The sequence below is a fragment of the Salmonella sp. SAL4457 genome, from assembly GCF_046548235.1.
Classification (GTDB): Bacteria; Pseudomonadota; Gammaproteobacteria; order Enterobacterales; family Enterobacteriaceae; genus Salmonella; species Salmonella enterica.
The window spans coordinates 1-26,235 of record NZ_JBGDZO010000012.1 but is presented as its reverse complement, the minus strand read 5'-3'; the positions used below and the strand labels follow the sequence as shown (position 1 = coordinate 26,235).

The 26,235-nt window shown below is 52.8% G+C and carries 25 protein-coding genes; 8 read left to right on the top strand and 17 right to left on the bottom strand.

The genetic code is table 11. The features are described from left to right. Positions 1 to 34: 34 nt before the first annotated feature. The 13 genes from ACLJNW_RS22225 to asnC all read right to left on the bottom strand — a co-directional run bounded on the left by ACLJNW_RS22225 (position 35) and on the right by asnC (position 11,521). Positions 35 to 454: a F0F1 ATP synthase subunit epsilon gene (locus ACLJNW_RS22225; RefSeq protein WP_001251971.1), complete on the bottom strand. Its 420-nt coding sequence runs from the start codon at positions 452 to 454 to the stop codon at positions 35 to 37. Positions 455 to 474: 20 nt separating this feature from the next. Next, positions 475 to 1,857: a F0F1 ATP synthase subunit beta gene (gene atpD / locus ACLJNW_RS22220; RefSeq protein ID WP_000190499.1), complete on the bottom strand. Its 1,383-nt coding sequence runs from the start codon at positions 1,855 to 1,857 to the stop codon at positions 475 to 477. Between the two features lie 26 nt (positions 1,858 to 1,883). Continuing rightward, positions 1,884 to 2,747, bottom strand: coding sequence for a F0F1 ATP synthase subunit gamma (gene atpG / locus ACLJNW_RS22215; RefSeq protein WP_000896506.1), 864 nt, complete (start codon positions 2,745 to 2,747; stop codon positions 1,884 to 1,886). A gap of 50 nt (positions 2,748 to 2,797) precedes the next feature. After that, a complete protein-coding gene (atpA, locus tag ACLJNW_RS22210) occupies positions 2,798 to 4,339 on the bottom strand; it encodes a F0F1 ATP synthase subunit alpha (protein WP_001176751.1) in 1,542 nt (513 codons plus the stop codon). Between the two features lie 12 nt (positions 4,340 to 4,351). Further along, a complete protein-coding gene (atpH, locus tag ACLJNW_RS22205; RefSeq protein WP_001288957.1) occupies positions 4,352 to 4,885 on the bottom strand; it encodes a F0F1 ATP synthase subunit delta in 534 nt (177 codons plus the stop codon). A 14-nt stretch (positions 4,886 to 4,899) separates the two neighbouring features. After that, positions 4,900 to 5,370, bottom strand: a complete 471-nt coding sequence (gene atpF, locus ACLJNW_RS22200; RefSeq protein WP_001052212.1) for a F0F1 ATP synthase subunit B — start codon at positions 5,368 to 5,370, stop codon at positions 4,900 to 4,902. A gap of 59 nt (positions 5,371 to 5,429) precedes the next feature. Next, positions 5,430 to 5,669 carry a F0F1 ATP synthase subunit C gene (gene atpE / locus ACLJNW_RS22195; protein ID WP_000429386.1) on the bottom strand — a complete coding sequence of 80 codons (240 nt, stop codon included), beginning with the start codon at positions 5,667 to 5,669 and terminating at the stop codon, positions 5,430 to 5,432. A 46-nt stretch (positions 5,670 to 5,715) separates the two neighbouring features. After that, positions 5,716 to 6,531, bottom strand: coding sequence for a F0F1 ATP synthase subunit A (gene atpB / locus ACLJNW_RS22190; protein WP_000135632.1), 816 nt, complete (start codon positions 6,529 to 6,531; stop codon positions 5,716 to 5,718). Positions 6,532 to 6,539: 8 nt separating this feature from the next. Further along, complete coding sequence (gene atpI, locus ACLJNW_RS22185; RefSeq protein ID WP_000116685.1) at positions 6,540 to 6,920, bottom strand: F0F1 ATP synthase subunit I; 381 nt, start codon at positions 6,918 to 6,920, stop codon at positions 6,540 to 6,542. Positions 6,921 to 7,535: 615 nt separating this feature from the next. After that, positions 7,536 to 8,159 (bottom strand): 16S rRNA (guanine(527)-N(7))-methyltransferase RsmG, encoded by a 624-nt coding sequence (gene rsmG / locus ACLJNW_RS22180; protein WP_023204421.1) that lies wholly within the window; start codon positions 8,157 to 8,159, stop codon positions 7,536 to 7,538. A 102-nt stretch (positions 8,160 to 8,261) separates the two neighbouring features. Then, entirely contained in the window at positions 8,262 to 10,151 is a 1,890-nt protein-coding gene (gene mnmG / locus ACLJNW_RS22175) for a tRNA uridine-5-carboxymethylaminomethyl(34) synthesis enzyme MnmG (protein ID WP_000499875.1), read from the bottom strand. A gap of 378 nt (positions 10,152 to 10,529) precedes the next feature. Beyond that, complete coding sequence (mioC, locus tag ACLJNW_RS22170) at positions 10,530 to 10,973, bottom strand: FMN-binding protein MioC (RefSeq protein ID WP_023204420.1); 444 nt, start codon at positions 10,971 to 10,973, stop codon at positions 10,530 to 10,532. 89 nt (positions 10,974 to 11,062) lie between these two features. Further along, the gene (asnC, locus tag ACLJNW_RS22165) at positions 11,063 to 11,521 is read right to left on the bottom strand and encodes a transcriptional regulator AsnC (RefSeq protein ID WP_000433016.1); all 459 of its coding nucleotides are present in this window, start codon (positions 11,519 to 11,521) and stop codon (positions 11,063 to 11,065) included. Positions 11,522 to 11,671: 150 nt separating this feature from the next. On the opposite strand from asnC, the gene asnA reads away from it, so the two are divergent. Then, on the top strand, positions 11,672 to 12,664 hold the full coding sequence (asnA, locus tag ACLJNW_RS22160; RefSeq protein WP_000845121.1) for an aspartate--ammonia ligase: 993 nt from the start codon (positions 11,672 to 11,674) through the stop codon (positions 12,662 to 12,664). 4 nt (positions 12,665 to 12,668) lie between these two features. Here asnA and viaA read toward each other — a convergent pair whose 3' ends face one another. Together viaA and ravA are read right to left on the bottom strand one after the other, a co-directional pair. After that, positions 12,669 to 14,120 (bottom strand): ATPase RavA stimulator ViaA, encoded by a 1,452-nt coding sequence (gene viaA / locus ACLJNW_RS22155; RefSeq protein ID WP_000956588.1) that lies wholly within the window; start codon positions 14,118 to 14,120, stop codon positions 12,669 to 12,671. Beyond that, complete coding sequence (ravA, locus tag ACLJNW_RS22150; protein ID WP_023204670.1) at positions 14,114 to 15,610, bottom strand: ATPase RavA; 1,497 nt, start codon at positions 15,608 to 15,610, stop codon at positions 14,114 to 14,116. The genes viaA and ravA overlap by 7 nt, the downstream gene beginning before the upstream one ends. Before the next feature lie 347 nt (positions 15,611 to 15,957). Here ravA and kup point away from each other — a divergent pair, with 347 nt between their 5' ends. The 7 genes from kup (at position 15,958) to rbsR (ending at position 23,925) form a co-directional block, all read left to right on the top strand. Further along, complete coding sequence (kup, locus tag ACLJNW_RS22145; protein WP_000102338.1) at positions 15,958 to 17,826, top strand: low affinity potassium transporter Kup; 1,869 nt, start codon at positions 15,958 to 15,960, stop codon at positions 17,824 to 17,826. 216 nt (positions 17,827 to 18,042) lie between these two features. Then, positions 18,043 to 18,462, top strand: coding sequence for a D-ribose pyranase (rbsD, locus tag ACLJNW_RS22140; RefSeq protein WP_000715944.1), 420 nt, complete (start codon positions 18,043 to 18,045; stop codon positions 18,460 to 18,462). Between the two features lie 7 nt (positions 18,463 to 18,469). Further along, the gene (gene rbsA / locus ACLJNW_RS22135; RefSeq protein WP_000339361.1) at positions 18,470 to 19,975 is read left to right on the top strand and encodes a ribose ABC transporter ATP-binding protein RbsA; all 1,506 of its coding nucleotides are present in this window, start codon (positions 18,470 to 18,472) and stop codon (positions 19,973 to 19,975) included. Positions 19,976 to 19,980: 5 nt separating this feature from the next. Continuing rightward, positions 19,981 to 20,946 (top strand): ribose ABC transporter permease, encoded by a 966-nt coding sequence (rbsC, locus tag ACLJNW_RS22130; RefSeq protein ID WP_000211345.1) that lies wholly within the window; start codon positions 19,981 to 19,983, stop codon positions 20,944 to 20,946. 24 nt (positions 20,947 to 20,970) lie between these two features. Beyond that, the gene (gene rbsB, locus ACLJNW_RS22125; RefSeq protein WP_001056260.1) at positions 20,971 to 21,861 is read left to right on the top strand and encodes a ribose ABC transporter substrate-binding protein RbsB; all 891 of its coding nucleotides are present in this window, start codon (positions 20,971 to 20,973) and stop codon (positions 21,859 to 21,861) included. A 132-nt stretch (positions 21,862 to 21,993) separates the two neighbouring features. Beyond that, on the top strand, positions 21,994 to 22,923 hold the full coding sequence (rbsK, locus tag ACLJNW_RS22120) for a ribokinase (protein ID WP_000844728.1): 930 nt from the start codon (positions 21,994 to 21,996) through the stop codon (positions 22,921 to 22,923). Positions 22,924 to 22,926: 3 nt separating this feature from the next. Continuing rightward, positions 22,927 to 23,925, top strand: coding sequence for a ribose operon transcriptional repressor RbsR (rbsR, locus tag ACLJNW_RS22115; RefSeq protein WP_000224487.1), 999 nt, complete (start codon positions 22,927 to 22,929; stop codon positions 23,923 to 23,925). On the opposite strand, the gene mdtD is transcribed toward rbsR, so the two are convergent. Together mdtD and ACLJNW_RS22105 are read right to left on the bottom strand one after the other, a co-directional pair. Beyond that, a complete protein-coding gene (mdtD, locus tag ACLJNW_RS22110; protein ID WP_000202071.1) occupies positions 23,891 to 25,318 on the bottom strand; it encodes a multidrug transporter subunit MdtD in 1,428 nt (475 codons plus the stop codon). The two genes, rbsR and mdtD, sit on opposite strands and share 35 nt — an antisense overlap. An 11-nt stretch (positions 25,319 to 25,329) precedes the next feature. Beyond that, positions 25,330 to 26,034 (bottom strand): FadR/GntR family transcriptional regulator, encoded by a 705-nt coding sequence (locus tag ACLJNW_RS22105; protein ID WP_001131144.1) that lies wholly within the window; start codon positions 26,032 to 26,034, stop codon positions 25,330 to 25,332. Between the last annotated feature and the right edge of the window lie 201 nt (positions 26,035 to 26,235).

Below are 26,235 nucleotides of genomic sequence, written 5' to 3'. Positions count from 1 at the left end.
GCAATCAGACTGGTTTTATGCTTTCAAGCCGGTGTTACATCGCTTTTTTGGTCAACTCGATAACGCGCAGTTTAGCGATCGCTTTGGCCAGTTCCGCAGACGCCTGAGCGTAATCCACGTCACCGTGCGAGCTCTTAATGTGCTCTTCGGCTTTACGCTTCGCTTCCAGGGCTCGCGCTTCGTCGAGATCCTGACCGCGAATCGCGGTATCCGCCAGAACGGTCACACTGCCAGGCTGCACTTCCAGAATGCCGCCGGACAGATAGATAAACTCTTCGTGACCGTGCTGTTTAACGATGCGAATCATACCAGGCTTAATGGCGGTGAGCAGCGGCGCGTGCCCCGGGTAAATCCCCAGTTCGCCTTCGCTACCCGTAACCTGGATTTTCTCGACCAGACCGGAGAACATTTGTTGCTCCGCGCTGACGACATCCAGGTGGTAAGTCATTGCCATATCACCCTCCGATTAAGGCGTTAAAGTTTTTTGGCTTTTTCCACGGCTTCGTCGATGGAACCGACCATGTAGAACGCCTGCTCCGGCAGGTGATCGTATTCGCCTTCCATGATGCCTTTAAAGCCACGGATGGTGTCTTTCAGGGAGACGTATTTGCCCGGAGAACCGGTAAATACTTCCGCCACGAAGAACGGCTGGGACAGGAAGCGCTGAATTTTACGCGCGCGAGCTACCACCAGTTTATCTTCTTCAGACAGTTCATCCATACCGAGGATGGCGATGATGTCTTTCAGTTCCTGATAACGCTGCAGGATGGACTGAACGCCACGCGCGGTGTCGTAGTGTTCCTGACCAACAACCAGCGGATCCAGCTGACGGCTGGTGGAGTCCAGCGGGTCAACGGCCGGGTAGATACCCAGGGATGCGATCTGACGGCTCAGTACCACGGTTGCATCTAAGTGCGCAAAGGTGGTGGCTGGAGACGGGTCAGTCAAGTCATCCGCCGGTACGTATACCGCCTGTACGGAAGTGATAGAACCGGTCTTGGTGGAGGTGATACGTTCCTGCAGAACGCCCATCTCTTCCGCCAGAGTCGGCTGGTAACCTACCGCGGAAGGCATACGACCCAGCAGTGCGGATACTTCCGTACCGGCCAGAGTGTAACGATAGATGTTATCGACGAACAGCAGTACGTCACGACCTTCGTCACGGAATTTCTCCGCCATGGTCAGACCGGTCAATGCAACGCGCAGACGGTTTCCCGGCGGCTCGTTCATCTGGCCATACACCAGGGATACTTTATCGATAACGTTGGAGTCGGTCATTTCATGGTAGAAGTCGTTACCCTCACGAGTACGTTCACCTACGCCCGCAAACACAGAGTAACCGGAGTGCTCGATCGCGATGTTACGGATAAGCTCCATCATGTTTACGGTTTTACCTACACCCGCACCACCGAACAGACCGACTTTACCGCCCTTCGCGAACGGACACATCAGGTCGATAACTTTGATACCGGTTTCCAGCAGTTCCTGAGAGTTTGACAACTCTTCGTAGGAAGGCGCTGCGCGGTGAATCGCCCAACGCTCTTCTTCGCCGATCTCGCCTTTCATGTCGACCGGTTCGCCCAGGACGTTCATGATACGACCCAGCGTAGCTTTACCTACCGGGACTTCGATCGGGTGTTCGAGATCTTTTACATCCAGACCGCGACGCAGACCGTCAGAAGACCCCATCGCGATGGTACGCACAATACCGCCGCCAAGCTGCTGCTGAACTTCCAGCACCAGCTTCTCATTACCATTCTGCACCTCAAGGGCATCGTACACGCGTGGTACGGCATCCTGAGGGAACTCGACGTCGACCACGGCGCCGATTACCTGGACAATCTTTCCAGTAGCCATCTTAAATCCTCTACGAAATAACCTGGTTAAACCGCGGCGGCCCCCGAGACGATCTCGGTGAGTTCCTGAGTAATGCTGGCCTGACGAGCTTTGTTGTATACCAACTGCAGCTCTTTAATCAGGCTGCCGCCATTATCGGTTGCGGCTTTCATCGCCACCATTCGTGCGGCCTGCTCGCTGGCCAGGTTTTCTACCACGCCCTGATAAACCTGAGACTCCACATAACGACGCAGGAGAGTATCCAGCAGCGCTTTCGGGTCTGGTTCATACAGGTAATCCCAGGCTTTACGCTTCAGATCATCATCTTCTGACGCCGGCAGCGGCAGCAGTTGAGTGATCGTCGGCACCTGAGACATGGTGTTAATAAATTTGTTGCTGACAATGTAAAGCTTGTCCAGACGGCCTTCGTCGTAGGCCTGCAACATCACTTTAACCGGACCGATCAGTTCGGACAGAGAAGGGTTATCCCCCATACCTGTCACCTGAGCGACAACGTTGCCGCCTACGGAATTAAAGAATGACACGCCCTTAGAGCCGATCATTGCGAGTTCGCACTGAACGCCTTTATCGGACCATGCCTTCATATCCGCCAGCAGCTTTTTGAACAGGTTAATGTTCAAGCCACCGCACAAACCACGGTCGGTCGACACTACCAGGTAGCCCACGCGTTTAACGTCGCGCTCTTCCAGGTAGGGGTGCTTATATTCCAGATTACCGTTCGCAAGGTGACCAATCACTTTGCGCATGGTCTCTGCATAAGGACGGCTGGCCGCCATGCGATCCTGCGATTTACGCATTTTGGAAGCGGCGACCATCTCCATCGCTTTAGTGATCTTTTGCGTGTTCTGGACGCTTGCGATCTTACTACGTATCTCTTTTGCGCCGGCCATGAGCTTCTCCTCAATGCCTTACGGCCTGCCCTAAGGCAAGCCGCCAGACGTTACCAGGACTGGGTTGCTTTGAAGGAATCGAGGATGCCTTTCAGCTTGCCTTCGATTTCGTCGTTATAGCCACCGGACTGGTTGATCTCTTGCATCAGCGGAGCGTGATCACGGTCGACGTAAGCCAGCAGTGCGGCTTCGAAGCTACCGATTTTCGCCAGTTCAACATCCGCCAGATAACCACGTTCTGCTGCGAACAGAACCAGAGACTGCTGCGCGACGGACATCGGCGCATACTGTTTCTGTTTCAGCAGTTCGGTCACTTTCTGACCGTGGTCAAGCTGTTTACGGGTGGCATCGTCAAGGTCGGATGCAAACTGAGAGAACGCCGCCAGTTCACGATACTGCGCCAGCGCGGTACGAATACCACCGGACAGTTTTTTCATGATCTTGGTCTGGGCTGCGCCACCTACACGGGATACCGAGATACCCGGGTTAACCGCAGGACGGATACCGGCGTTAAACAGGTTAGATTCCAGGAAGATCTGACCATCGGTAATGGAAATTACGTTAGTCGGAACGAACGCGGAAACGTCACCTGCCTGCGTTTCGATAATCGGCAGCGCAGTCAGTGAACCGGTTTTCCCTTTCACTTCACCTTTAGTGAAGGCTTCGACGTAGTCAGCGTTAACACGCGCAGCACGCTCCAGCAGACGAGAGTGGAGGTAGAATACGTCGCCCGGGAATGCTTCACGTCCTGGCGGACGACGGAGCAGCAGGGAGATCTGACGGTAAGCAACAGCCTGTTTAGACAGGTCATCGTAAATGATCAGCGCATCTTCGCCGCGGTCACGGAAGTATTCGCCCATTGCGCAACCGGCATACGGCGCCAGATATTGCAGCGCAGCGGATTCGGACGCGGTCGCCACCACAACAATGGTGTTAGCCAGCGCGCCGTGCTCTTCCAGTTTACGCACCACGTTAGAGATGGTGGACGCTTTCTGGCCGATAGCGACATAGATACATTTGATGCCGGAGTCGCGCTGGTTGATGATGGCGTCGATAGCCAGCGCGGTTTTACCGGTCTGACGGTCACCGATGATCAGTTCACGCTGACCACGACCGATTGGGATCATGGAGTCAACGGCTTTATAGCCGGTCTGCACCGGCTGATCGACAGACTGACGATCGATAACGCCCGGCGCAATCGCTTCAACGGCAGAGAAGCCGTCATTATCAACCGGACCTTTACCGTCGATTGGCGCACCCAGGGTGTTTACCACACGTCCCAGCAGGCCGCGGCCAACCGGAACTTCCAGGATACGACCCGTACATTTAACCTTCATGCCTTCGGCAAGGTCAGCGTATGGACCCATGACTACCGCACCCACGGAGTCGCGCTCCAGGTTCAGTGCGATAGCGTAACGGTTACCCGGCAGGGAGATCATTTCACCCTGCATACAATCGGCCAGGCCGTGAATGCGGATAACACCGTCACTGACAGAAACAATAGTACCTTCGTTGTGAGCTTCGCTCACCACATTGAACTGAGCAATGCGCTGCTTGATCAGTTCGCTGATTTCGGTGGAATTCAGTTGCATGCTCCAGTCCCCTTAAGACTGCAAGACGTCTGCAAGGCGCTCAAGACGGCCGCGTACGCTGCCATCAATGACCATATCACCCGCCCGGATGATAACGCCTGCCATTACAGACTTATCGATTTTGCAATTCAGCTTCACTTTGCGTGACAGACGTTTTTCCATCGCGGCGCTGATTTTCGAAAGCTGCTCTTCACTCAATGCGGTTGCCGACGTAACTTCTACCTCGGAGGTAGCTTCACTGGCGGCACGCAGATGAATAAACTGCTCCAGAACATCCGGGAGCGCGTTCAGACGATTATTTTCAGCCATCACCCGAATCAGGTTCTGACCGTTTTCGTCTAACTGCTCACCGCAGACTGCGATAAACGACTCAGCGAGCGTTTCCGGCGCCAGCGCGCCAGAGAGAAGCTCTGCCATTTGTTCGTTCTTGGTTACCTCGGCGGCAAACGCCAGCATATCCTGCCAGCGCTCTACACTTTGGTGTTCAACGGCAAAGTCAAAAGCTGCTTTGGCGTAGGGGCGAGCTACCGTAACAAATTCAGACATCAGCCCCTCCCTCCTTACAGTTCAGCGACAAGTTTATCCACGATGTCGCTGTTAGCAGCTTCATCCACGGAACGTTCGATGATCTTCTCGGCGCCAGCAACAGCCAGGATAGCAACTTGCTTACGCAGCTCTTCACGGGCGCGTTTACGCTCGGCTTCAATTTCCGCCTGCGCCTGCGCCACGATTTTAGTACGTTCCTGCTCTGCTTCAGTTTTGGCTTCGTCCAGGATCTGAGCGCGGCGTTTGTTTGCCTGCTCGATGATTACCTGAGCTTCCGCTTTCGCTTTTTTCAGCTGGTCGGTCGCGCTGGCCTTTGCAAGGTCAAGATCCTTATGTGCTCGTTCAGCAGAAGCGAGACCGTCAGCAATTTCTTTCTGACGTTTCTCGATGGCTGCCATTAACGGCGGCCATACGTACTTCATGCAAAACCAGACAAAGAGAATAAACGCGATGGCCTGGCCGAGGATTGTTGCGTTAAGATTCACAGCACAATGCCTCTATCTAGTTAACCTTCTGATATTGCTCTTAATTCAAGCAACGCTTACTACGCGACAGCGAACATCACGTACAGACCCAGACCTACAGCGATCATCGGGATAGCATCCACCAGACCCATAACGATAAAGAACTGAGTACGCAGCAGAGGAATCAGATCAGGTTGACGCGCCGCGCCTTCCAGGAATTTACCCCCGAGGATGCCGATACCGATCGCAGCACCGATTGCCGCCAGACCCATCATCACAGCGGCAGCCATGTACAGCAGATCCATATTCAGGTTTTCCATGACAGTCTCCAGTTTGTTTCAGTTAAAACGTAGTAGTGTTGGTAAATTAATGCTCTTCGGACGCCATCGACAGATAGACAATCGTCAGAACCATGAAAATGAAGGCTTGCAGCGTAATAATCAGGATGTGGAAAATGGCCCACGGCACATTCAGAATCCACTGTGACCACCACGGCAACAGACCAGCAATCAGAATGAAAATCAGCTCACCGGCATACATGTTGCCGAACAGTCGCAGACCGAGAGAAACCGGTTTGGACAGCAGACTTACCCCTTCAAGGATTAAGTTGACAGGAATGAACGCCCAGTGATTGAACGGCTGCAGCGTCAACTCTTTTGCGAAGCCGCCGATGCCTTTCATTTTGATGCTGTAGAACAGAATAAGGATGAATACGCCCAGCGCCATCGACAGGGTGATGTTGACGTCAGCAGACGGCACCACGCGCGTTGCCGGCAGACCCAGCCAATGCTCAGCGATATACGGCAGCAGGTCGATAGGCAGTAAGTCCATCAGGTTCATAAGGAATACCCAGACGAAAATCGTCAGGGCCAGCGGCGCAATCAGCTTGCTTTTGCCATGGTACATGTCTTTGACGCTGCCATGCACAAAGCCGACTATCAGCTCAATCGCGGTCTGAAACTTGCCTGGCACGCCGCTGGTCGCTTTTTTAGCAACGCTACGGAACATCACCAGAAACAACAGACCCAGCACCACCGAGAAGAACATGGAGTCAATATTGAGCGTCCAGAAGGTGGCTGGGGGGTTCTGCGGATCCACCAGCGAGAAAGTACGCAGGTCCAGCTGAAGGTTATTCAGATGGTGTCCTATGTATTCCTGCGGCGTCATATTTTCTGAAGCCATGATGCCTTTTACCCTTTGTTGTTAATTACAGCCGGCGCCAGTATCTGAACCACCAGCACCAAAACCCACGTAACGATCAGCGGCAAAAACACCGCCTTTAAAACCGCCAACGCCACCACCAGTAAAACCAGCATCGCTAACACCTTGAAGGCTTCACCGAAGGCGAAAGTCCAGGACACGCGGCCCTTAGCAGGTGTATGCGCCTGGTGACGCCAGGCAAATATCATAAACAACATATTAGGCAGTGCCACTGCCAATCCCCCACATACTGCGGAGATGCCCCAGAAGGGGTCTTTGAGGCAAAACAGCAATCCACTTGCTATTACCGCCAGAAACTGAATGAACAGAAGCTTACGAGCAACGTTTCGACTCACGAGCGACACAGACATCACGTTTTTACTCCTGCTCACTTCGAGGTATGCCGCGTGTCGTATAAAACGTTCTTTAAGACTTAGAGTCAAGCATCAAAAAGCGGTCAAATTATACGGTGCGCCCCCGTGATTTCAAACAATAAGTAGCCAAAAGGTGAATAAATGTTTAAATATTTTTCTCTGGCCCGCATTTTTAACTTTTAGCCAAAGTGTGAACGATCGTACAAAACTGCAAATAGCGCGAAAACACTGGCGATAAAGCGTGCACCAGATCACACATTAAACATATTCATGCTTACGCAATTCATTTACGTGTCAATTCATGCCTTTTCATCTTTTTGATATTTAAGCGTAAAACCAGGTACTGTTTTAAAAATACCAGCTTACACCTTAAAAACGCCCCATTGACATTTATAATAAAAATTTAACAAGCAAAAGTGATTTTTCGATTCGATTTTTAGCAGACTGATATTTACAAAGTTGATTACTCTCTGTTTTAACAAAAGAAGCGACGTTGTCATGTTGAAACGAAACCGTAAATCCAGAGTTAAATGTAACAACGCTGAAATGCGTTATACCTGTCGATTTTTAACACAAGCCGCGTCGTTTTTTTTCTATTTTTTTTGATAAAAATTAAACTTTGTTTGACTTAATAATCACCAGATGCCGCTCGCCTTCCAGTTGCGGAACGCGTAATTTTTCAACAGATTCGACGCTAAAATTGTCAGGTAGTGAGGCAATTTCATCCCCTGGCAATTGCCCTTTTAAGGCATAAAAACGCCCTTTCTCTCCCGGCAGATGGTGACACCAGCTCACCATATCATTCAACGATGCGAAAGCGCGGCTGATAACGCCATCAAACGGCGGTTCGGAGGGATAGGCTTCAACGCGGCTTTGAACCGGCGTGATGTTTTCCAGTTTCAGTTCGTGCTGGACCTGACGCAGAAAACGTACCCGCTTGCCCAGGCTGTCGAGTAAGGTGAAATACGCGTCAGGGAGAACAATAGCCAGCGGGATGCCCGGCAGCCCCGGTCCTGTTCCTACGTCGATAAAACGCTGTCCCTGAAGATACGGCGCAACGACTATGCTGTCGAGAATATGGCGTACCAACATTTCGTTGGGATCCCGCACTGACGTCAGGTTGTATGCTTTGTTCCATTTGTGCAGCATATCAACGTAGGCGACCAGCAGCGTTTTCTGGTGATCGGTAAGAGAAATACCGGCATCAGCCAGCAGACGAGAGAGTTTGTTGAGCACGGTCATTACCTGTTAATAATCAAATGCCCGATGCGCTTTCGCTTATCGGGCCTACAAATTTGTAGGGCGGGCAAGCGAAGCGCCCCCGCCAAATTAGTGTTATCAAGCGCTACGACGCAGCATACCTTGTTTTTTCAGCCATACCAGCAGAATGGAGATTGCCGCTGGCGTAACGCCGGAGATACGCGATGCCTGGCCGATAGACGCCGGTTTATGATCGTTCAGCTTGGCGATAACTTCGTTCGACAGACCGGAAACCTGACGATAATCCAGCGTGGCAGGTAGCAACGTATTCTCGTTACGTAGTTGTTTTTCAATCTCATCCTGCTGGCGAGCGATATAGCCTTCGTATTTGACCTGGATTTCCACCTGCTCAGCGGCTTGCTCATCTTCAAGCGCAGGCGCGAATGCGGCAAGCGAAGTGAGCTGCGCGTAGGTCATTTCCGGACGACGCAACAGATCTTCGCCGCTGGCCTCACGGGAGAGAGGCGTGGTCAAATGCGCATTCACTTCATCGGCGGATTCCGCAGACGGCGTTACCCATGTCGATTTCAGCCGCTGACGTTCGCGTTCGATACTTTCCAGCTTCTCGTTGAAGCGCGCCCAGCGTTCATCATCCACCAGACCCAGCTCGCGGCCCATTTCGGTCAAACGCAGATCGGCGTTGTCCTCACGCAGCATCAGGCGATATTCGGCGCGGGAGGTAAACATGCGATACGGCTCTTTGGTGCCCAGCGTACAGAGATCGTCCACCAGCACGCCGAGATAAGCCTGAGAACGCGCAGGCGCCCAGCCCTCTTTGTCGGCGGAAAGACGCGCGGCATTCAGACCAGCGAGCAAGCCCTGCGCCGCAGCCTCTTCATAGCCGGTAGTACCGTTGATTTGACCAGCAAAGAACAGGCCGTGAATAAATTTACTTTCCAGAGTCGGTTTCAGATCGCGCGGGTCGAAGAAATCGTACTCAATCGCGTAACCAGGACGAACGATCTTCGCGTTCTCCATGCCCTGCATGGAACGGACAATCTGCATCTGCACGTCAAACGGCAGGCTGGTGGAGATACCGTTAGGGTAAATCTCGTTAGAGGTCAGTCCTTCCGGCTCAAGGAAGATCTGATGCTGGTTACGATCGGCAAAACGCATCACCTTGTCTTCGATCGAAGGACAGTAGCGTGGGCCGATCCCTTCGATCACGCCAGCGTACATTGGGCTACGATCGAGGTTATTACGAATCACGTCATGGGTTTTCTCATTGGTATGCGTGATGTAACACGGCACCTGTTGCGGATGCTGAGAAGCATTCCCCATAAACGAGAAAACCGGCATCGGGTTATCGCCATGCTGTTGAGCCAACACGCTGAAATCGATAGTACGCGCATCAATACGCGGCGGTGTGCCGGTTTTCAGGCGGCTGACGCGTAGCGGAAGCTCACGCAGACGGCGAGACAGCGGGATGGATGGCGGATCGCCAGCACGACCGCCGCTGTAGTTATCCAGACCAATATGAATTTTGCCATCCAGGAAGGTTCCGACGGTCAGTACCACCGCTTTCGCGCGGAATTTGAGCCCCATTTGGGTCACGGCGCCGACAACGCGATCGTTTTCGACAATCAGATCTTCAACAGCTTGCTGGAAGATCATCAGATTCGGCTGATTCTCCAGCGCGGTACGCACCGCCTGGCGGTATAAGACTCGATCCGCCTGAGCCCGGGTAGCGCGAACGGCCGGACCTTTGCTGGCGTTTAGTATCCTAAACTGAATACCTGCCTGATCGATCGCTTTCGCCATCAGACCACCGAGCGCATCCACCTCTTTTACCAGATGTCCCTTGCCAATACCGCCGATCGCCGGGTTGCAGCTCATCTGTCCCAACGTGTCAATATTGTGTGTCAAAAGCAGAGTCTGTTGACCCATACGCGCTGCGGCCATCGCGGCCTCAGTGCCTGCATGACCCCCGCCAATAATAATGACGTCAAAAGGATCCTGATAAAACATGGTAATTGCCTCGCATAACGCGGTGTGAAAATGGATTGAAGCCCGGGCGGTGGATTCTACTCAACTTTAGCCGATGGAGAAAGCCCCGGGATCCGGGCTATTAAAAAGAAGATCTTTTTATTTAGAGATCTGTTCTATTGTGATCTCTTATTAGGATCGCTCTAGGCTGTGGATAACCCGGATCCTGTAATAAAGATCAATGCGTTGGAAAGGATCACTAGCTGTGAATGATCGGTGATCGTGGCCCGTATAAGCTGGGATCAAAACGGGTACTTATACACAACTCAAAAAGTGAACAACGGTTATTCTTTGGATAACTACCGGTTGATCCAAGCTTTCCACCAGATTTATCCACAATAGATCGCACGATCTTTACACTTATTTGAGTAAATTAATCCAGGATCCGAGCCAAATCTCCGCTGGATCTTCCGGAATCTCATGTTCAAGGATGTTGATCTTCAGTGTTTCCCCAACCTGTTTTGCGCCAGCGTCTTTCAGTTCCGCTTCTATTTTCTCAATCGCGCCGCAAAACGTGTCGTATTCTCGACTGCCAATGCCAATTGCGCCGAAACGTACCGCGGAAAGATCGGGTTTCTGCGTCTGAAGGTCTTCATAGAAAGGGGTCAGGTTGTCCGGAATGTCTCCGGCGCCGTGCGTTGAGCTGATTATCAGCCAGATCCCGGAAGTTGACAGATCCTTTAATAACGGACCGTGCACCGTTTCGGTTGAAAAACCGGCAGCTTCCAGCTTTTCCGCCAGATGTTCCGCGACGTATTCGGCGCCGCCCAGGGTGCTGCCGCTGATAAGAGTAATGTCTGCCATTGATCGCTCGCTCAGGTAAAGAGGCTGCATTGTACTCTGTGAACGAGCTGGGATCTACCTGTGGAAAAATGTGGGATTAAAAAAGCCGATCATGGCTTGATGGTGCGCATGATCGGGTTCTGCAAGACGATCAGTGTCTCAGTGGACTGAATTTCATCAATTGTTTGGATCTTGTTGATAAGTACGTGCTGAAGCGCGTCGATTGATTTGCACATCACTTTTATAAAGATGCTGTAGTGACCGGTGGTGTAATACGCTTCCGTCACTTCATCCAGGCTTTCCAGCCGGGCCAGTGCGGAGGGATAGTCTTTGGCGCTTTTGAGAATGATGCCAATAAAGCAGCCCACATCGTAGCCCAGCTGTTTAGGGCTGACGTCAATCCGTGCGCCCGTAATGATCCCGGCCTGCTTCATTTTCTCGACGCGAACGTGAATGGTTCCAGGGCTAACGCCAAATTGTTTGGCCAGTTCGGCGTAGGCGGTGCGGGCATTTTCCATTAAGGCGTCAAGTATGCCGCGGTCCAGATTGTCGATCTGATAATTTTCCATCGCTTTTTCTTATGCAGATTAATGATTATCTCTATTTTAGCCATTATTTTTAACGAATCAAAATCGAAGTTAGCTTTTTATCTGTTGATTATTGAATAGTGCTCTCGTTTTGTTGCTTAATCATAGGCAACAGGACGCAGGAGTAAAAAAATGAAAACCGCTTACATTGCCAAACAACGTCAAATTAGCTTCGTGAAATCACATTTCTCTCGCCAGCTGGAGGAGCGTCTGGGTCTGATTGAGGTCCAGGCGCCGATCCTGAGTCGCGTAGGGGATGGTACGCAGGATAATTTGTCCGGCTGTGAAAAAGCGGTGCAGGTAAAAGTGAAAGCATTGCCTGATGCCCAGTTCGAAGTGGTGCATTCACTGGCGAAGTGGAAACGTCAAACCCTGGGGCAACATGACTTCAGCGCGGGCGAAGGGCTGTACACGCACATGAAAGCCCTTCGCCCCGATGAAGACCGACTCTCTCCGCTCCACTCGGTCTATGTGGATCAGTGGGACTGGGAGCGTGTCATGGGCGATGGCGAGCGCCAATTTTCCACCCTGAAAAGCACAGTAGAGGCTATATGGGCAGGAATTAAGGCGACGGAAGCAGAAGTGCATAAACAGTTTGGTCTGGCGCCGTTCCTGCCAGAGCAAATTCAGTTTGTTCACAGTCAGGAACTGCTGGCGCGTTTCCCGGATCTGGATGCGAAAGGGCGCGAACGCGCGATCGCCAAAGAACTTGGCGCCGTTTTCCTGGTGGGGATCGGCGGTAAACTGAGCGATGGCCACCGCCATGATGTACGCGCGCCGGATTATGATGACTGGAGCTCCGCATCTGAGCTGGGCTACGCCGGTCTGAACGGCGATATCCTGGTGTGGAACCCGGTGCTGGAAGATGCGTTTGAGCTTTCCTCTATGGGTATTCGCGTAGATGCCGATACGCTGATGCGCCAGCTGGCGTTGACCGGTGATGAAGATCGTCTGCAACTGGAGTGGCATCAGGCGCTGCTGCGCGGCGAAATGCCGCAGACCATCGGCGGCGGGATTGGGCAGTCGCGTCTGACGATGTTGCTGCTGCAATTGCCGCATATTGGTCAGGTACAGTGCGGCGTATGGCCCGCGCAGGTTCGCGAAAGCATTCCTGCTATTTTATAAGCCGTTAGCGCCGCCAGCGTCTCAGCAGGCGGCTTCGCATCCCGGTGTCAAAGCGCCAGATATGATCGAAAATGCGCATGATGCCGGGTTTGCCGTGCGCCGACATCGCCACCGCATGGAATCGATGCTGGTGAAGACGCTGCAACTCTCCCACTTTGCTCACCACGTCATCCGGCAAGCGCTGGGCGATAAAATCCGAAATGACCACCGCATCGGCATCAAACCATTCCCGTCCCTGCATTCTTTCAATAATGGCGCGAAAACAGCTGGCGATATCCGTGCCGCCGCGAAAACGTTGACTTAAAAAGCGGATGGCCTGCTCAATACCTTCCGGGCCGGAGAGTTCATAACGCACAACGTCAGTGGAAAACAGCATAATAAAGCAGCGGCGGTTATCCGCCAGCGCAACGCGCATCAACGCCAGGCAGAACGCTTTTGCGCACTGCTCGTTAAATCCTCCCATCGAGCCTGAAGTATCGACGCAGACAATAAACGGTCCGCGCGGCTGCTCGTCGACATCCTGGTGTACTACCGGCCGTTCGGTCACTTTCTCACGCCACGCTTCGCCATGCAGGCGATAGGTGAGGAGCTGTTTTTCCACTAACCGGCGGTAAAATTCATATTCCAGCTCGGTGATGCCGAGCGTCGCCAGCTCTGGCGGCAACAGGCGCAGAATATCATCGCCTTGCTGAATACCGTCAACCTGCTCCGGCACCGTTGCGGGTTCGCGTACCAGTGTACGAAAGGTTTCCATCGGCGCGTCTTTTTTCGGTACCGATTTGGCTTCCCGCGAACGTCCCAGTTGTTCCGCCAGTTGCATTAGCTCCGGCTGGGCGGCGAGAAATTCGCCGTATTTTACGATCAGTTGATAATCACCACGTTTAAGCTGGCCCGCGCTCATATCCCAGAGGCGGCCTGCGGCATTATCATTTTCCGCCAGCGTCGGTTCCAGTTGCCCGCTCAGCGTCATCCGTTCCTGAACGTCACTCAGCAACTGCTCGCGCTCTTCTTCCAGTAGTTGCTGATTTAACGTGGTGGCCTGCACGACCAGACTTAACCGCCAGCGTTGCAAAAAAAGCGTGTGTAGCGCAGGGGTAAAGGTACTGTTGCTCTCCGTCAACTGCTTCGCCTGCGCGGCATACGGTGAATGCAGGCGGTGAAGCAACGCCAGTATTTGCGGCAGTTGCACGATGAACTGTGGGGTAGAGAGAAGTTGGCTTTGCTGATAACACATGACCTCTTCCGTGAGTTCCGGCGGAACGCGTGCGTCTTTAAGACGGCTGCGTAGCGCTTCCCGCCAGCGCGGGAGATCGGCGGTCACGGCGTTTTTTAAACGCGGAAACTTTTCAAAGAAAATGACCAGCTGTGGGGAAGCCAGTAGCGCGAGGATCATCTCTTCGACCATTCCCTCTTCGCTGACGGCCAGCATGGTATTTAGCGTATCCAGCGTCAGCATTGTTGCGCCTGGCGGATCTGTTCTCCTACATCCTGCAGGCTGGCCTCAATGCGCCCTAACCAGTCGCTGTGAATAAACAGGCAATGTTGCTGCTCGCTGAAGCGGGTATGCTGTTGGCGCCAGTCGTTTTCTAACGTTTCCAGCTGCTGTTTGATCTCCGCAGGCATACTGTCTTCAGCCGCTCCCGGTAACGCCAGACGGGTACCTTGTAGACTGATGTCGCGCACCACCAGATGTTGAGCGTTATCGACTTCCATATTCAGCGTTTGGGCAAAGCCGATCCCGTTCAGTTTGCCGCGGATCTCGCCGCCTTTGGTCAGCCAAAGTTCCAGCGCGCTGTGGTCAAAAGTAATATGGATCACTTCCATATCATGCAGTTTTAGCGGTTTTTGTAGCAATAACGTCAACGTTGATGCACTGGCTTCCGGCGGTAAAGTGTAATGCGGGCGGCGGCTGAACATACCGCCTTCTTTAATGACGGTGAAGGCGGTTTTATCGCTTTGCTGTTGCTGCAACTGGAGGCGACGCTGGACGATACCGCCGAGGCGAGTCAGCATGGCCTGCTGCTGCCAGGCGTGTCCGGTCATCAATATTTCCAGTTGCTGTTGCATGAGATTCAGACTCTGCGCGTCATACCACAAGCAATCTTTTAGCAGGATAAGGTCAATCGGCGCAACCGCGTCGCGTCCGCTAAAGAAGGCGCTGGCCTGTAACAGGCGGATGGCTTTCTTCCAGCGACGGTCGGAGACATAAGGCGCATTCGGCAAATTATCCAGCTGTTGGCGCAGAGTAAATATCAGCTCAAAGACCGGATCAGGGAGTGAAATCGCGCCGATATCCTTTTGCCACTGTTGATATTCTTCGTCGCTAACCTGTAACGAGGCAGGTACCGGGTTATCACTTTCATCCTGCTGACTGACCAGCATGGAGCGGAAATTGGCTTTATCCTGAACTTTATCCAGCCACAGGCGAATCAACATTCGGTCGTACAACGCTTCCAGGCTGCTGTCCGCTTCGGGCAGTTCGTTAGAGGCCGCCACCAGCAGCCGCATCGGAATTTTTTCCTCAAATGCGCCGTTGCGGAAATGGCGTTCGTTAATGGCGGTCAGCAATGTGTTCAGGATAGCTGGCCCGGCTTTCCAGATTTCATCCAGAAAAACGATTTCGGCTTCGGGAAGGTAGCCGGTCGTTAAGCGTTCATAGCGACCTTCATCTTTCAGCGCCTGAATAGAGAGCGGGCCAAAAACCTCTTCCGGCGTGGAAAAGCGTGTCATCAGATATTCAAAAGCGCGGGCGCGCTGGAAAGCAAACTTCAGGCGGCGGGCAATCAGACTCTTGGCGATACCGGGCGGGCCCAACAAAAAGACGCTCTCACCGCTTAACGCCGCCAGTAGGCAAAGGCGTATGGCATGACTACGTTCATACAGCCCCTTCTCAAGGGCGCTGCTCAGACGGGAAATTCTTTCCGCTAATAAATGTGGGTGAGCCATAATAAAGAGGCGTCCTTTCGACAAATGGATCATGCTAATTGCGAGTATAGACGTTTCACCACCGGGGCTGTAATCGTCTGACGCGCTGTTTATTTTTCTTTGAGCCAGGTTAATCTGGCTTCATTTAGGGGTACGATTTTATGATTAATCGTGCATACTGTGCGCTTTTTTGTGGGCCAAGGGACTAAGCACACATTTCATATCTATACACTCATTCATTCAAACTACATCAAGGCGGCAAAGGAGTGAATCCCCTGGCACTGACTTAAACGTGTGACTGGGGTAAGCGAATGCAGCCGACAAGGAGGTAGGGTGAAGGGTGACGTGTATAAACGAAAGATGAGTCTATGAGCACTGATAATAAGCAATCGTTGCCTGCGATTACCCTCGCAGCTATTGGGGTTGTCTACGGTGATATTGGTACCAGCCCGCTTTATACGCTTCGTGAATGTTTGTCCGGTCAGTTTGGTTTTGGCGTTGAACGAGATGCCGTGTTTGGTTTTCTGTCGCTGATCTTCTGGCTACTCATCTTTGTGGTTTCCATCAAATATCTCACCTTCGTGATGCGCGCCGATAACGCGGGTGAAGGTGGAATTTTGACGCTGATGTCGCTTGCCGGGCGTAATACCTCGGCGCGCACCACATCCATGTTAGTTATCATGGGACTGATAGGCGGCAGCTTTTTCTATGGCGAAGTGGTGATTACGCCGGCGATTTCGGTGATGTCGGCGATTGAAGGCCTGGAGATTGTCGCGCCGCAGCTGGATACCTGGATTGTCCCGCTCTCCATTATTGTGCTGACTCTGTTGTTTATGATTCAGAAGCACGGTACGGGAATGGTAGGAAAACTCTTTGCGCCGATTATGCTGACCTGGTTTTTAATCCTGGCGGTACTTGGCCTGCGCAGTATTATCGCCAATCCCGAAGTGTTACATGCGCTGAATCCTGTCTGGGCGGTACGTTTTTTCCTTGAATATAAAACCGTATCATTTATTGCATTGGGCGCGGTGGTGCTGTCGATTACCGGCGTAGAGGCGTTGTACGCCGATATGGGACACTTCGGTAAGTTCCCGATTCGCCTGGCGTGGTTTACCGTGGTATTGCCGTCGTTAGTACTGAACTACTTTGGTCAGGGCGCATTGCTACTTAAACATCCGGAAGCGATTAAAAACCCCTTTTTCCTGTTGGCGCCGGACTGGGCGTTAATTCCGCTGCTGATTCTGGCCGCGCTGGCGACGGTGATCGCCTCCCAGGCGGTTATTTCTGGTGTCTTTTCGCTGACGCGTCAGGCTGTGCGTCTTGGCTATTTGTCGCCAATGCGCATTATCCATACCTCCGAGATGGAGTCCGGTCAGATCTACATCCCTTTCGTTAACTGGCTGCTTTATTTCGCGGTCGTGGTTGTTATTGTTAGCTTTGAGCACTCCAGCAACCTGGCGGCGGCCTATGGTATCGCCGTGACCGGCACGATGGTGCTGACGTCTATTCTTTCTACGACCGTGGCGCGTAAGAACTGGCACTGGAACAAATATTTTGTCGCGCTGATCCTCATCGCATTCCTGTGCGTGGATATCCCGCTGTTCTCGGCTAACCTCGATAAATTGTTGTCCGGTGGTTGGCTGCCGCTGAGCCTGGGCCTGATCATGTTCACGATCATGACCACCTGGAAGAGCGAGCGTTTCCGTCTGTTGCGTCGTATGCATGAACACGGTAATTCGTTGGAAGCGATGATTGCCTCACTGGAGAAGTCACCGCCGGTTCGGGTGCCGGGTACTGCCGTATACATGTCGCGCGCGCTCAGTGTGATCCCTTTTGCTTTATTGCATAACCTGAAGCACAACAAAGTGTTGCATGAGCGCGTAATCTTACTGACGTTGCGTACGGAAGATGCGCCTTATGTGCATAACGTTCGCCGGGTGCAGATTGAGCAGTTGTCTCCGACATTCTGGCGCGTGGTGGCCAGCTACGGCTGGCGCGAAACGCCAAACGTTGAAGAGGTGTTCCACCGCTGCGGTCTGGAAGGGCTTAGCTGTCGGATGATGGAAACGTCGTTCTTTATGTCGCACGAGTCGTTGATTGTCGGCAAACGCCCGTGGTATTTGCGTCTGCGTGGCAAGCTGTATTTGTTGTTGCAACGCAACGCCCTGCGCGCGCCGGATCAGTTCGAGATCCCGCCTAACCGCGTGATTGAGTTAGGTACGCAGGTCGAGATTTAACCTCCCATCAACATGCCGGGGGCCGCGTTGGCTTACCCGGCCTGACCAATCCGTAGATTCCCACAAGATAATCGCCATCAGGCGATTATCTTCACCTGATTTCCGCTAGCGAAACGTTTCGACGGCGATCACAATTCTGTTACGTCATGATGGTTTTATGAACACATCCAGGGTTACACTGCGGCCAGCGAAACGTTTCGCTAGTGGAGCAGAAAAATGAAGAAAGGCACCGTACTCAACTCTGAAATCTCGTCGGTCATTTCCCGTCTGGGGCATACTGATACTCTGGTGGTCTGTGATGCGGGTTTACCCATCCCGAATAGCACTGCGCGTATCGATATGGCACTAACCCAGGGCGTACCTTCTTTTATGCAGGTGGTGGATGTCGTGACCCGGGAAATGCAGGTTGAGGCGGCGATTCTTGCAACGGAAATCAAACAACAGAATCCGCAGCTCCACGAAACGTTGCTCACTCACCTTGAGCAACTGCAGCAACACCAGGGAAACACCATAAAAATTAGTTATACGACACACGAACAATTCAAAAAATTGACTGCAGACAGTCAGGCGGTGATTCGCAGCGGGGAGTGTTCCCCGTATGCGAACGTCATTCTTTGCGCTGGCGTCACGTTCTGAGGCCGCTATGGACGCATTACTGCAACTCAAAGGGATCGATAAAGCGTTCCCCGGCGTGAAGGCTCTCTCCGGCGCCGCGTTAAACGTTTATCCTGGCCGCGTTATGGCGCTGGTGGGGGAAAACGGCGCCGGAAAATCCACCATGATGAAAGTATTAACCGGCATCTATACGCGAGATGCGGGATCGTTGTTATGGCTGGGTAAAGAGACCACCTTTAATGGGCCTAAATCGTCTCAGGAAGCCGGGATCGGCATTATTCATCAGGAACTGAACCTGATTCCGCAGTTGACCATTGCGGAAAATATCTTCCTGGGCCGTGAATTTGTGAATCGCTTTGGCAAAATCGACTGGAAAAAGATGTATGCCGAAGCCGACCATCTCTTAGCCAAACTCAATCTGCGCTTTAAGAGCGATAAGCTGGTGGGCGAACTCTCTATCGGCGATCAGCAAATGGTGGAAATCGCCAAAGTGCTGAGCTTCGAATCCAAAGTCATCATTATGGATGAACCGACCGATGCGCTGACCGACACTGAAACCGAATCTCTGTTCCGCGTTATCCGCGAATTAAAATCGCAGGGGCGCGGCATTGTCTATATCTCCCACCGTATGAAAGAGATTTTCGAAATTTGCGATGACGTGACGGTCTTCCGCGATGGGCAATTTATCGCCGAGCGTGAAGTGGCCACGTTGACCGAAGATTCTCTTATCGAAATGATGGTGGGACGTAAGCTGGAAGATCAGTACCCGCATCTGGATAACGCGCCGGGTGAGATTCGCCTGAAGGTCGATAATCTGTGCGGACCGGGCGTGAATGATGTCTCTTTTGTGCTGCGAAAAGGCGAGATTCTTGGCATCTCCGGCCTGATGGGCGCCGGTCGCACCGAGCTGATGAAAGTATTGTACGGCGCGATGCCGCGAACCAGCGGTTATGTGACGCTCGATGGACACGAAGTGGTGACGCGTTCTCCGCAGGACGGGCTGGCCAATGGCATCGTTTATATCTCTGAAGACCGTAAGCGCGATGGACTGGTGCTCGGCATGTCAGTTAAAGAGAATATGTCGCTGACTGCGCTGGATTATTTCAGCCGCGCTGGCGGAAGCCTGAAACACAAAGATGAGCAGCAGGCGGTGGGGGATTTTATCCGTCTGTTCAACGTCAAGACGCCGTCAATGGAACAGGCGATAGGCCTGCTTTCTGGCGGTAATCAGCAAAAAGTGGCGATTGCCCGCGGGTTGATGACGCGCCCGAAAGTGCTCATTCTCGACGAGCCGACCCGCGGCGTGGACGTCGGCGCTAAGAAAGAGATTTACCAGCTTATCAACCAGTTTAAGGCCGACGGCCTGAGCATCATTCTGGTCTCATCTGAGATGCCAGAAGTATTAGGCATGAGCGATCGCATCATCGTCATGCATGAAGGGCATCTCAGCGGTGAATTTACTCGCGAGCAGGCCACCCAGGAAGTGTTAATGGCTGCCGCAGTGGGCAAGCTTAATCGCGTGAATCAGGAGTAAAAAAGATGACAACCCAGGCTGTTTCTGGTCGCCGTTATTTCACTAAAGCGTGGCTTCTTGAGCAGAAGTCGCTCATTGCCCTGCTGGTGCTGATCGCGATTGTGTCGACGTTAAGCCCCAACTTTTTTACCGTTAATAATCTGTTCAATATTCTTCAACAGACCTCCGTTAACGCCATTATGGCGGTGGGGATGACGTTGGTGATTCTGACATCGGGGATCGATCTGTCCGTCGGTTCCCTGCTGGCGCTCACCGGTGCGGTTGCCGCTTCAATCGTCGGCGTTGAAGTGAATGCGCTGGTCGCGGTTGCCGCCGCGCTGGCGCTGGGCGCCGCGATTGGCGCTGTTACTGGCGTTATCGTCGCGAAAGGCCGCGTACAGGCGTTTATCGCTACGCTGGTGATGATGCTGCTACTGCGCGGCGTGACGATGGTTTACACCGACGGTAGCCCGGTCAACACTGGCTTTACCGATAACGCCGATCTGTTTGGCTGGTTCGGTATCGGCCGTCCGCTGGGCGTTCCTACGCCGGTCTGGATCATGGCTATCGTCTTTATCGCCGCCTGGTATATGCTGCATCACACCCGTCTGGGACGCTATATCTACGCGCTGGGCGGTAACGAAGCGGCGACGCGCCTGTCTGGCATTAGCGTGAGCAAAGTGAAAATTATCGTCTATTCACTTTGCGGCCTGACAGCGTCGCTGGCGGGCATCATTGAAGTGGCGCGCCTCTCTTCCGCGCAGCCGACGGCGGGTACCGGCTATGAGCTGGATGCTATTGCCGCCGTGGTGCTGGGCGGCACCAGCCTTGCAGGCGGTAAAGGACGCATTGTTGGGACATTGATCGGCGCATTGATTCTCGGCTTCCTTAATAATGGTTTGAATTTGTTAGGTGTTTCCTCCTATTACCAGATGATCGTCAAAGCGGTGGTGATTTTGCTGGCGGTACTGGTAGACAACAAAAAGCAGTAACAACGACTACAGGACATCTGAAATATGAACATGAAAAAACTAGCTACCCTGGTATCTGCTGTTGCGCTGAGCGCCACCGTGAGCGCGAATGCAATGGCGAAAGACACCATTGCGCTGGTGATCTCTACCCTCAATAATCCCTTCTTCGTGTCGTTAAAAGACGGGGCGCAAAAAGAGGCGGATAAACTGGGTTATAACCTGGTGGTGCTGGACTCCCAGAACAACCCTGCCAAAGAGCTGGCGAACGTGCAGGATTTAACCGTTCGCGGGACCAAAATTCTGCTGATCAACCCGACTGACTCCGATGCGGTGGGTAACGCGGTGAAGATGGCTAACCAGGCGAAGATTCCGGTTATCACGCTTGACCGCCAGGCAACCAAAGGTGATGTCGTCAGCCATATCGCGTCTGATAACGTGCTGGGCGGTAAGATCGCTGGCGACTATATCGCGAAAAAAGCTGGCGAAGGCGCCAAAGTGATTGAGTTGCAAGGCATTGCCGGAACATCTGCGGCGCGTGAGCGTGGCGAAGGTTTCCAGCAGGCGGTAGCCGCTCACAAATTTAATGTCCTGGCCAGCCAGCCTGCCGATTTCGACCGTACTAAGGGTCTGAACGTCATGCAGAACCTGCTGACCGCGCATCCGGATGTTCAGGCTGTCTTCGCCCAGAACGATGAAATGGCGCTGGGCGCACTGCGCGCGCTGCAAACTGCCGGTAAAGCAGATGTGATGGTGGTTGGATTTGACGGTACGCCGGATGGCGAAAAGGCCGTAAAAGATGGCAAACTGGCAGCGACTATCGCTCAGTTACCGGATCAAATCGGCGCCAAAGGCGTTGAAGTGGCGGATAAGGTGCTGAAAGGCGAAAAAGTTCAGGCCAAATATCCGGTTGACCTGAAACTGGTCATCAAGCAGTAATAAACGACACGGGTCAACTATGGCCTGATGGCGACAGAAATACGCGAGCCTCCGCTGAGGTGAACGTAAAAAAAGAAAAGCAGGGCACGCGCCACCCTAACCGGTGGCGCACTTTGACGTGGAACCCCGAATATGAAAACCGCAGGTAATCTCATCGTCCTTGGCAGCATTAATGCCGATCATATCCTTAATCTTGAGTCCTTCCCTACCCCGGGTGAAACGGTAACCGGTAGCCATTATCAGGTCGCGTTTGGCGGGAAAGGCGCGAATCAGGCGGTTGCTGCGGGACGTAGCGGGGCAAATATTGCGTTTATCGCCTGCACGGGCGATGACGATATTGGCGACAGTATTCGTAAACAATTAGTCAGCGATCGTATTGATATCGCGCCAGTTAGCGTTATTAAAGGCGAGTCTACCGGGGTGGCGCTGATTTTCGTTAACGGCGAAGGCGAGAACGTCATCGGTATTCATGCCGGAGCGAATGCCGCGTTATCGCCGGCGTTGGTTGATGCGCAACGTGAACGTATCGCGCAGGCGGATGCGTTACTGATGCAGCTGGAATCGCCGCTGGAAAGCGTACTGGCGGCGGCGAAAATCGCCCATCAACATCATACTACTGTTGCGCTTAACCCGGCGCCTGCCCGTGAGTTACCGGATGAACTGCTGGCGCTGGTGGACATCATCACGCCAAATGAAACGGAAGCTGAAAAGCTGACGGGCGTGCGTGTGGAAAATGACGACGATGCCGCGAAAGCTGCGCAGGTTTTGCATGATAAAGGCATTCGAACCGTATTAATTACCTTAGGAAGCCGTGGCGTCTGGGCCAGCGTAGACGGCGAGGGCCGCCGCGTTCCTGGATTTAGCGTTGAGGCTGTCGATACCATTGCCGCCGGAGATACGTTTAACGGCGCCTTTATCACCGCGATACTGGAGGAGACGCCGTTGCCGGAAGCGATTCGCTTTGCCCATGCCGCCGCCGCGATTGCCGTAACGCGTAAAGGCGCGCAACCTTCCGTTCCGTGGCGCGAAGAGATAGAAGCGTTTTTACATCAGCAGGGGTAACGCTTGGCTACTATGAAAGATGTTGCCCGCCTGGCGGGAGTCTCTACATCGACGGTCTCTCACGTTATTAACAAAGATCGCTTTGTGAGTGAGACGATAACCGAAAAAGTTGAAGCGGCGATTAAATCACTTAACTATGCGCCTTCTGCGCTGGCGCGAAGCCTCAAGTTAAACCAGACCCGCACGATTGGTATGCTAATTACCGCCAGTACCAACCCTTTTTATTCCGAACTGGTGCGCGGCGTTGAGCGAAGCTGTTTTGAGCGCGGTTATAGTCTGGTGCTGTGCAATACCGAAGGCGACGAGCAACGGATGAACCGCAACCTGGAGACCCTGATGCAAAAACGGGTAGACGGTTTACTGCTGCTGTGTACCGAAACGCATCAGCCTTCTCGTGAAATCATGGAGCGTTATCCGTCTATTCCTACCGTCATGATGGACTGGTCGCCGTTTGATGGTGAGGGCGATAGCGATCTCATTCAGGATAATTCGTTGTTAGGCGGTGATCTTGCCACCCAACACCTTATCGATAAAGGATTTACCCGAATAGCCTGTATTACCGGCCCGCTGGACAAAACGCCAGCGCGTTTGCGGCTGGAAGGGTATCGGGCGGCGATGAAACGCGCAGGGCTGGCTATTCCGCAAGGCTATGAGATCACCGGCGATTTTGAATTTGGCGGCGGCTTTGACGCCATGCAGGCGTTACTCGCCCATCAACAGCGACCGCAAGCGGTTTTTACCGGAAACGATGCGATGGCTGTCGGCGCCTATCAGGCGCTATATCAGGCGGGGCTTCGTATCCCGCAGGATATGGCAGTCATTGGCTATGATGATATTGAGCTGGCGCGCTATATGACGCCGCCGCTGACGACTATCCATCAGCCGAAAGATGAATTGGGCGAGCTGGCTATTGATGTGTTGATTCATCGGATGGCGCAGCCCGCCTTGCAACAACAGCGACTTCAGCTTACTCCGGTTTTGACGGTGCGTGGGTCGGTTTAGATTTATGCCGTTCTTTAATCAGATTGTTGCCGTCTTTGGCTCTTAGCAGCATAAACATCAGCGCGGACACGATAGTGATCGCCCCCATCGTGATAAAGGTATAGTGGAACTGTTCCACGGTACTGGTGCCCGCAAAACCTTCATAAATACGTAACACCGCCGCGCTGATCGCCACGCCTAAACTGATAGACAATTGCTGCGTAACCGCCAGAACGCTGTTGCCGCTGCTGGCGTTATCGTCTGTCAGATCCGCAAGAGTAATCGTATTCATTGCCGTAAATTGAGTGGACATCGCCATTCCAAGAATGAATAGCGGCAGTACGAGCATCCAGATCGGCATGGCGGGAGATTGAAACGAAAACTGGGCAATCATCAGACCGATAAATACCGTAATGCCGACCAGAGTCTTCCGGTATCCCAAACGTCGTAAAACCTGCGTTACGGTCGATTTCGCGATAATAGAACCCAAAGCCGTCGGCGCCATCATGCAGCCGGCGATCAGAGCCGGGTAGCCAAAACCAACCTGTAGCATTAACGGCATCAAAAAAGGTACGCAGCCTGTCCCCAGACGCGTGGCGAGGTTGCCGGCAATGCCAACGGAAAATGTGCGTGTCTTAAACAGCGATAGTGATATTAACGGTGTCGGATGACGGCGGGCGTGGCGGATATAGGCCAATAGTAGAACGATACTGCAAAAAATAATGGCGGATGCGATCCATGTCGCCACAATCTTTTCGCCAAACAGTTCCATTCCGCTGGAAAATAAAACCAGACTTAACCCAAAAAGAAAGAAGCCGGTCATGTCAAACTTGCGACGCGGCGTGGTGAAGTTGGGCATATATTTGCGGGCATACAGAATGCCTGCAACACCAATGGGAATATTAATCAGGAAGATCCAGTGCCAGCTTGCCCAGGTCACCAGTACGCCGCCTAATACCGGCCCCAGAATCGGACCTACCAGCCCCGGCATAGTGACAAAGTTAAGAACGGGCAGCAGCTCACTACGCGGATAGGCTCGCAATAACGCCAGCCGCGCCACTGGCATCATCATCGCTCCGCCGACGCCTTGTACGACGCGAAAAATAACCAATTCAGATAGTGAACTGGAGAGCGCGCAGGCCAGCGAGCCTAACGTAAACAGACTTACGGCAACCATAAAGACGCGACGCGTACCGAAGCGGTCAGCCAACCAGCCGCTTACCGGAATTAACATAGCTACTGTCAGGGTATAACTGATAATAGCGGACTGCATGGCGAGTGGTGAACGGTTAAGACTATGCGCAATAGCCGGTAAAGCGGTATTCAAAATGGTGGCGTCTAGCGCCTGCATAAAGAAGGCCATCGCCGCGATCCACGGCAGGCCAGCCATACTGCGCGCTTTTTTGCTGGTCATTCAATATCCTGTTAATTATCTGGTCTCTCATTGGGCGCTATTAACAACGCCTGGCAGGCCTGGAAAGCGCGTTCGCCGTCGCCATCAGCGATGGCATCAACAATGGCCTGGTGCAAATCCAGCTTTACCACCTCGTTATAGGTGATTGAGGTAAAGTAAGTGTGATAAACCGAATGAAATAGCGTCGCAAAAGAGATTAGAAAGGGATTGGCGCTCATTTCGTAGATATGCTCGTGCCACGCCATATCCACTTCAATCCAGCGTTCACGCTTAAAATGCTTTTTCAGCGCGACCATCTCTTCCATTAAGGCATTAAGCCGCGCTTTCTGCTCCGGTGTGCCAAGAGTCGCCGCCAGCAGGCAGGCTTGCGGCTCCAGGCTAATACGCATCACCAGAAAATGATCTACCACCTGATGAAAATTTTCTTCCGTCATCCACCAGGTCAGTAGCTCTTGATCCAGAAAGTTCCAGTTTCCCTGCGGCATCACCCGCGTACCAATGCGCGGACGGGGTAGCACCATGCCTTTAGCCGTCAACGTTTTCACCGCTTCGCGAACTGCCGTTCGACTTACGCCGTACTGCTCGCCCAGTTCTATTTCGCCGGGAAGAATCGTACCGGGGGCGTAGTCACCCTTTAATATCCGCTGCGCCAGCTTTTCAGCCAGAACATAGGATAGATTTTTCTGTGCGGCTAATTGTTGTGCGCTTAAAGGCATGAATGTTCTTCCTTTCTCTTTCGTTTGGTTATTAGTATGCCACCTGGAAGTGTGATTGCAGTTGCAATAACGGCAATTTGCTTATTTTATGGCACGTTAAGCACGCCATTGATGAAAAAAGAGACACTCAGAAAATTATTTTAAATTTCCTCTTGTCAGGCAGAAATAACTCCCTATAATGCGCCACCACTGACACGGAAC